This window comes from Bacteroides sp., from assembly GCF_028690125.1.
In the GTDB taxonomy this organism is placed as follows: Bacteria; Bacteroidota; Bacteroidia; order Bacteroidales; family Bacteroidaceae; genus Bacteroides.
In genome coordinates this window covers 195,199-202,783 of the sequence record NZ_JAQVBV010000007.1, presented here as the reverse complement: position 1 = coordinate 202,783, position 7,585 = coordinate 195,199, and the positions used below count along the sequence as shown (strand labels likewise).

Sequence of the window (7,585 nt, the reverse complement as noted above, 5' to 3'; positions counted from 1 at the left end):
TCACAACGTTTACATCCAATACACTTATCTGTCGTCCAAAAGTTCTTAGGAGACATTTGAAAGCGATTAAATAAAGGATTAATAATTCTAGTCTTAATATAAGGAATACTCCCCTCTTTACAAGAGAAAACAATCTCTTTTCTATTTATTAATTCATTAATTCCATTAAGTTCCGGTATAGCATCCTCCAGTTTTTTCTGTTCCAGTTCCTTACCATCAACATCAAATCCAGGAAACAACACATAATTATTAGGCATAATCACAGAAAAACCGGCATGACATTTCCATCCTTTCAATAACAAAGCTTTCACAAGAACCTGCTGAGTAAGCCCAGTATCATCACCACAAGAACATACAAAGAAAAGATACTGACCTTGATAGTTCTTTAGTGACATTTGCTTGATAAAACGCAATACAATTTCGGGAGGAGCCCAAGAATAAACAGGAAAGACAAACCCTATCTTTTCATCTTTCTTTAAATAGAATTCCATATTCCCGTCTTTCAAAGCTTCAGTAATAAAAACTAAATTTTCTTGTTGATTACTAGATAATTGATTAGCAATCCATTTAGAGTTGCCTGTACCAGAAAAATAAAATATCATAGGAAAGTATATAAAAAAAGCCGCATCGACGATGTGATGAAACTCTGATAGAACAAGATTTGAGTGCCCGTCTCCTTTGTAATCCACCGGCTTAAAGCTATCCCGAAGGATGTGGCCCGCCATTGAAGATCGAAGCTTTCTCGGTATATCAGATTAATTTGAAGAGTTTCCCGATCTAGTCGATACGGCTAATATTTTTGTATCACAAATGTAATAACATTCTATGAGAATAACAAGAAAAAAAGCATTTTTGTTGCCTATCTAACATTTTTTTTAATCCATTCTCTCTTTCTCATAAAAGAAAAGTGTCAATTATCCATTAGACAACTGACACTTTGTAAATCATAAACTGTTGAAACTTAAGCAGCTTTCGCCTTTGCAACTACAGCTTTGAAAGCTTCCGGATGGTTTGTAGCTAAATCAGCCAAAACTTTACGGTTTATTTCAATACCGGCCTTGTGCAAACCGCCCATCAATTTAGAATAAGACATTCCTTCGAGACGTGCAGCAGCATTGATACGTTGTATCCAAAGAGCGCGGAAGTTTCTTTTCTTGTTTCTACGGTCACGGAACGCGTAAGTCAAACCCTTTTCCCAAGTGTTTTTAGCTACGGTCCATACATTTTTTCTTGCACCAAAGTAACCTCTGGTCAATTTCAAAATTTTCTTTCTTCTTGCTTTTGAAGCAACATGATTTACTGATCTTGGCATAGTTTTACTTTTTTAGAATGTTAGCGCCGTTACTTCACGCAACGAACTTTAAGCTAATGCATTCGGTTAATACTTTAATAATACTTTGTACGCTTTTGATTACTTCATTGCTAAGAGTTCCTTAACCTGGCTTACATTTGTTGTATCAACAGTTGTAGAGTAGCACAGATTTCTTTTTCTCTTCTTAGTTTTCTTAGTCAAAATGTGACTGTGAAAAGCGTGCTTTCTTTTGATTTTACCTGTTCCGGTAAGGGTAAACCTTTTTTTAGAACCGGAGTTAGTCTTCATCTTTGGCATCTTACTTATTTTTTAATTATTAAATATATGATGGCAACGCACTATACCTGCGCGTTACACATTCTTTCTTATTCTTCGTCTTCTTCTGGCTGCTCTACTTTCTGTGTAGGAGCAACTGGCTTCGAAGCTACAGGCTTTTTAGGAATATCTTTCCTTTTCGGAGAAAGCTGAATAGTCATACGCTTTCCTTCCAAAATCGGCATCTGATCTACTTTAGCATAATCCTCAAGGTCATTGGCAAAACGAAGTAACAACACTTCGCCTTGTTCCTTGAAAAGAATAGAACGCCCCTTAAAAAACACATAAGCTTTCACTTTATCACCATCTTCCAAAAAGCCTTTAGCATGCTTCAACTTAAAGTTGTAATCATGATCATCTGTCTGAGGTCCAAAACGGATTTCTTTTACATTAACCTTCACCTGCTTCGCTTTCTGTTCTTTCTGGCGTTTCTTTAATTGATAAAGAAATTTAGTGTAATCAATAATACGACAAACAGGAGGTTGAGCATTGGGAGAAATTTCTACCAGATCCAATTCTTTCTCTTCAGCCATTTTCAAAGCCTGAAAAATAGGATATACTTTTGGTTCGCTATCATCGCCCACAATGCGGACTTCCTTGGCACGAATCTGTTCATTGATTCTATATTGCCCTTTTAAAGTGTCATTCTTCATTAAAAACGTTTACTTCCTAATTTGATCTTTATATTGTATTACTTATAATTTATCATGAAACGGCTGCAAAGTTACCATTTATTTATCATATTCTGAACTTCTTCATTCAGAATTTTAGCAAATTCTTCAAATTTCATGGTTCCTTTATCTCCTTCGCCTTGTCTACGGACAGCAACTTCACCATTTTCAGCTTCTTTTTCGCCGACAATCAGCATATAAGGAATACGTTTCATCTCATTATCACGAATCTTACGTCCGATCTTTTCATTTCGATCATCAACGATAGCACGAATTTCATGTATCTTCAAATACATCTTCACTTGTTCGGCATATTCATTAAACTTCTCACTAATCGGCAAAATAACAACCTGATCCGGAGTCAGCCACAATGGGAATTTACCAGCAGTGTGTTCAATCAACACAGCAACGAAGCGTTCCATAGATCCGAATGGTGCACGGTGAATCATTACCGGACGATGTTTCAGATTATCAGATCCCATATATTCCAATTCAAAACGTTCCGGTAAATTATAGTCTACTTGAATAGTTCCCAACTGCCAACGACGACCAATAGCATCTTTTACCATAAAGTCTAGTTTTGGACCATAGAAAGCTGCTTCACCATATTCAATCTTAGCAGGCAGCCCTTTTTCCTCACAAGCCTCAATAATAGCTTGTTCTGCTCTTTCCCAATTCTCATCGCTTCCAATGTATTTTTCACGATTCACTTTATCACGTAATGAAATCTGAGCTTCAAAATTAGCAAAGTTCATAGAACGAAAAACAATTGAAATGATATCCATCACACGAAGGAATTCATCCTTTACTTGGTCCGGACGGCAGAAGATATGTGCATCATCTTGCGTAAAACTACGTACGCGAGTTAATCCATGCAACTCACCACTTTGCTCATAACGGCAAACCGTACCAAATTCTGCTATACGCAACGGAAGCTCTTTATAAGAACGCGGAAAGTTCTTATAAATCTCACAATGATGCGGACAGTTCATTGGTTTCAAGAAGTACTCCTCTCCTTCTTCAGGAGTATGAATCGGTTGGAAAGCATCTTTACCATATTTTGCATAATGACCCGAAGTCACATATAGTAATTTGTTCCCAATCGGTGGAGTAATAACTTCCTGATAGTCGTAACGCGTCTGGATACGACGTAAAAATTCTTGCAGACGTAGACGTAAAGCAGTACCTTTCGGCAACCACATCGGAAGCCCCTTACCTACTGTTTCAGAGAACATAAACAACTGCATTTCTTTACCAATTTTACGATGGTCACGCTTCTTCGCTTCTTCCAACAACGTCAGATATTCATCCAACATTTTTTTCTTCGGGAAAGTGATACCATAAATACGAGTTAGCATCTTACGGTCTTCATGACCACGCCAATAAGCGCCAGCTACAGTTGTCAATTTAATAGCTTTAATTGGTGCAGTTGTCATCAAGTGAGGACCACGGCAGAGATCAGTAAACGCTCCCTGTGTATAAGTGGAAATACGTCCGTCCTCCAGTTCTGAGATTAACTCACATTTATATGTTTCACCACGATCACCAAAGATTTTCAAAGCATCATCTTTAGAAATGCTTTTTCTTACTACAGCTTCTTTTTTGGCAACCAATTCCATCATTTTAGCTTCAATGGCAGGAAGATCATTTTCCTTAATTATAGCTTCTCCCGGATCTACATCATAGTAGAAACCATTTTCGATAGCAGGTCCTATACCAAATTGAATACCCGGATAAAGTTCTTGTAAAGCTTCTGCCAATAAATGAGCACTTGTATGCCAAAACGCATGTTTTCCTTCTTCATCATCCCATTTATAAAGTACAAAGTTAGCATCTTCATTAATAGGACGTTCCAGATCATATATTTCGCCATTTACACCACAAGCCAAAACATCTTGTGCCAAACGCGAACTAATACTTTCTGCAATCTGTAAACCGTTCACTCCTTCATTATATTCGCGGACAGATCCATCGGGGAATGTTATCTTTATCATAATATGATGATGTTATATTTTCATAATTTGAACGCAAAAGTAACTAAATCTTTTGAGTTTTCTGTTTTTTATCAAAAAAATGTTATTCCGTTTGTTCTGTAAAACGCTTGATAACGTTATATGCAGACACAATGCCCAATTCGCCAGCTTTACTCAAATCAGAAATACCCAGTTTATTATTACCTAAGAAAATGTGAGTTAAGCCACGATTAAAATAGGCATCTGCAAAATCCGGATTCAATTCTATCGCTTTATCATAGTCAGCCATTGCAGCTCGATAGTCCTTCAACATAGCTGAGATATTGGCACGATTATAATATGCATATACAAAGTCCGGAGCTAAAGAAATAACCTTATCTAAATCTTTCTTCACTATCTCATAGTCCATAGCACCTACTTCTTTAGATGTATTACCACTAGGTAGGTCTGCATCATTTACTTGTTCAGCCTTCTGATATTCCAATTGTTTGCAACGAATCAGAGCACGCATAAAATAAGCAGGGTAAAACTTATCATCTAATAAAATAGATTGAGTCAGATCAGAAACAGCACTTGAAAAATCTTGTACCAGATAAAAATCAATCGCACGTGCAAAACGCTTCACTGCACTCTTATCATCCTCTACAATAGCTGATGTATGTGTATCAATCAAAGCGAAGTGAAATTTCACTTGTTCTTCCGACAATGGAGATTCCATATTCGTAATGATAATACGTTTGGGAAATATTCCCGAACGATTCATATCTTCAATAAACTTATGGAAGTTCACAGAACGTTTTACATCACTCATCTTTTCATAGTAAGTCAAAGCAAACATGGGTTCTAACTTAATATTCACATTCTTATCTTGTACACGCCCGCGATAATCACTTGTATAGCGTTGATTGGGTTCGGAATCATCAGCAATTACTATCTTACGATAGTTATTCATATTTTTATCTGATTTTTTTCGAGTTTTTTCTTCTTCTTCCTTATCTTTATCCTCATCCTGCTTATTTTGAGCGACATCTTTGTTAATCGCCCCATTCTGCTTATCCAACTGAGTTTTGATAAGCTTGAAATCGTCCTGTTCAGCTCCTTTACGATCTCCTATTTTTTTGCGCGCTTCCGAACGTTGATAGTACCCTGCCAAAAAGTTTGGATATTGATCGATAACAGTCGTATAATCTTTGATAGCTCCACGGTAGTCTCCTGTTTGAGCACGAAGTAAACCACGATTAAAAATAGCCATCATATTATCCGGTTCCATCTTAACCACAAAATCAAAATCTTCAATAGCTCTATTATCATCTCCTACACGTGCCCGCAACAAACCACGATTGTAATGACCGATAAAGTTATTTGGATCAATATCCAATGCCAAGTCATAGTCATTCATAGCTCCTCTCAGGTTATTTTGATGAAACCGCGCCAAAGCACGATTAATATAATTTCCTGCATTCTTTGCACTCAAATGAATCGCATGATCAAAATCAGCCTCTGCTTCAGCAAATTTTTCCTGCTGTAATTGTACAATTGCTCTGGCAGCCCAAGCATCCGGATCATACTTATCTAAATCTAAGGCTTTATTGAAGTCATTTAAGGCGGCAACTGTATCTTTCTTCTGCAAAGAAACTTCTCCTCTCATAAGATAAGCCCGGGTATATCGTGGAGCTACCCTCATCAAGCTCTCTAAATCTTCTTTAGCTGCATCGTAGTCTTTCTTTTGGATATGAGATAATGTCAGATTATGCCACAAAGAAATATTTTCGGGATCATAATGCAAAGCTTTCTTATAATCCTCGATTGCTCCATCAAATTTGCTTTGGCGAATCCGTGCCAATCCACGAACTTGATAGGCACCAACGACAAACGGGTTACGTTGGATAGCTGCATCGCAATCTGCTTCTGCTCCCTGAAAATCCTCCAAGTTAATTTTTGCTAAGGCTCTAAAAAAATACGGTTCGTACAGATAAGGCCTTGCATTAATTACCTGATTAAAATACTGGATAGAAAGTACATAATCCTCAAAATAAAGTGCATTCCGAGCAATAGTCATCACTCGTTCCGTATTTATCTGAGCATATACAAATGTAGGAAACAGTAATAAAGCTGTTAGTATTTTTCTAATCATCGACATTTTATACTTGTAAACGTAGCAAAAATAATGCTTTTAGTTTACTTAACAGGGATATAAACGTTTTTTATCTTTATTTCACCTGTTTCATCTTATAAGAGCTGCGTGCTTTTCCTTTCAACATCGTATTCAGTTTACCCTTTATCATTTGCTTACGAAGTGGAGATAAATGATCGATGAACATTTTACCATCTAAATGGTCAAATTCATGCTGCATCACACGAGCCAGATAACCTTCTACCTCTTCATCGTGTTCTACAAAATTCTTATCCATATACTTTACACGAATTTTATTACCCCGCTTTACAGTTTCATGAATACCAGGAAGACTTAAACAGCCTTCTTCCATATTCACTTCTTCACCGCCAATTTCTAATATATGAGGATTAATATACGCCTTATTAAAGTCTTTAAATTCCGGATAGTCCTCCGAAAGCGGATCCAATGTAATTGTAACGACCCGAATCGGTAGCCCAATCTGGGGTGCAGCCAATCCCACGCCATCAGCATTTACCATTGTTTCAAACATATTAGCTACAAGTTCTTTCAAGTTCGGATAATCCGGTGTTATGTCCTCTGCCACCTTTCTTAATACAGGCTGGCCATATACATAAATAGGTAAAATCATATTTTATAATCTACTAAAAAATTAAGTTACTATTTTAAATTAAAAACGTTTACTTTCCAAATAAGTTTGCAGAATAATAGTTGCACTAATTTCATCAACTAATGCCTTATTTTGCCGATCCTTCTTCTTTAGTCCCGCTTCCAGCATTGTCCTATGGGCCATGACAGAAGTAAATCGTTCATCTACATATTCAACAGGCATATCAGGCAACTTTTTCTTAAGTGTACGAACAAACGGCTCAATATTCTTCATATTCTCCGAAACTTCATTGTTCATTTGTTTGGGTAGCCCAACAATAATACGTTCAACCGGCTCTTTTGATACATAATCGAGGATAAACGTCAATAGCTGATGCGTAGGTACAGTAGTCAACCCATTAGCAATCATCTGTAAAGTATCGCTAACTGCTATCCCCGTACGCTTTCTACCGTAATCAATGGCTAATATTCTACTCATAATGGGTTACAAAAATACGATTTATATTCGAATTACATCCTTATTCAAATCAAATAATAATAAAAAAGGGTGTCTGACATTGTCAAACACCCC

Annotated in this window: 8 protein-coding genes; all 8 read right to left on the bottom strand. The window is 36.8% G+C overall.

The annotated features are described in order from the left end of the window. On the bottom strand, positions 1–602 hold a 602-nt coding region (locus tag PHO71_RS07065), incomplete at its 3' end, for an EFR1 family ferrodoxin (RefSeq protein WP_300200942.1). 359 nt (positions 603–961) lie between these two features. Continuing rightward, a complete protein-coding gene (gene rplT / locus PHO71_RS07060; protein WP_300200924.1) occupies positions 962–1,312 on the bottom strand; it encodes a 50S ribosomal protein L20 in 351 nt (116 codons plus the stop codon). Between the two features lie 99 nt (positions 1,313–1,411). Continuing rightward, positions 1,412–1,609, bottom strand: coding sequence for a 50S ribosomal protein L35 (gene rpmI / locus PHO71_RS07055; protein ID WP_004326827.1), 198 nt, complete (start codon positions 1,607–1,609; stop codon positions 1,412–1,414). Between the two features lie 68 nt (positions 1,610–1,677). Next, positions 1,678–2,280 carry a translation initiation factor IF-3 gene (gene infC / locus PHO71_RS07050; RefSeq protein ID WP_300200916.1) on the bottom strand — a complete coding sequence of 201 codons (603 nt, stop codon included), beginning with the start codon at positions 2,278–2,280 and terminating at the stop codon, positions 1,678–1,680. Between the two features lie 71 nt (positions 2,281–2,351). After that, complete coding sequence (thrS, locus tag PHO71_RS07045) at positions 2,352–4,292, bottom strand: threonine--tRNA ligase (protein ID WP_300200914.1); 1,941 nt, start codon at positions 4,290–4,292, stop codon at positions 2,352–2,354. A gap of 82 nt (positions 4,293–4,374) precedes the next feature. Further along, complete coding sequence (locus tag PHO71_RS07040) at positions 4,375–6,405, bottom strand: tetratricopeptide repeat protein (protein WP_300200911.1); 2,031 nt, start codon at positions 6,403–6,405, stop codon at positions 4,375–4,377. A gap of 76 nt (positions 6,406–6,481) precedes the next feature. Further along, a complete protein-coding gene (gene def / locus PHO71_RS07035) occupies positions 6,482–7,036 on the bottom strand; it encodes a peptide deformylase (RefSeq protein ID WP_300200908.1) in 555 nt (184 codons plus the stop codon). A gap of 39 nt (positions 7,037–7,075) precedes the next feature. After that, a complete protein-coding gene (gene ruvX, locus PHO71_RS07030) occupies positions 7,076–7,492 on the bottom strand; it encodes a Holliday junction resolvase RuvX (RefSeq protein ID WP_300200905.1) in 417 nt (138 codons plus the stop codon). Positions 7,493–7,585: the final 93 nt, after the last annotated feature.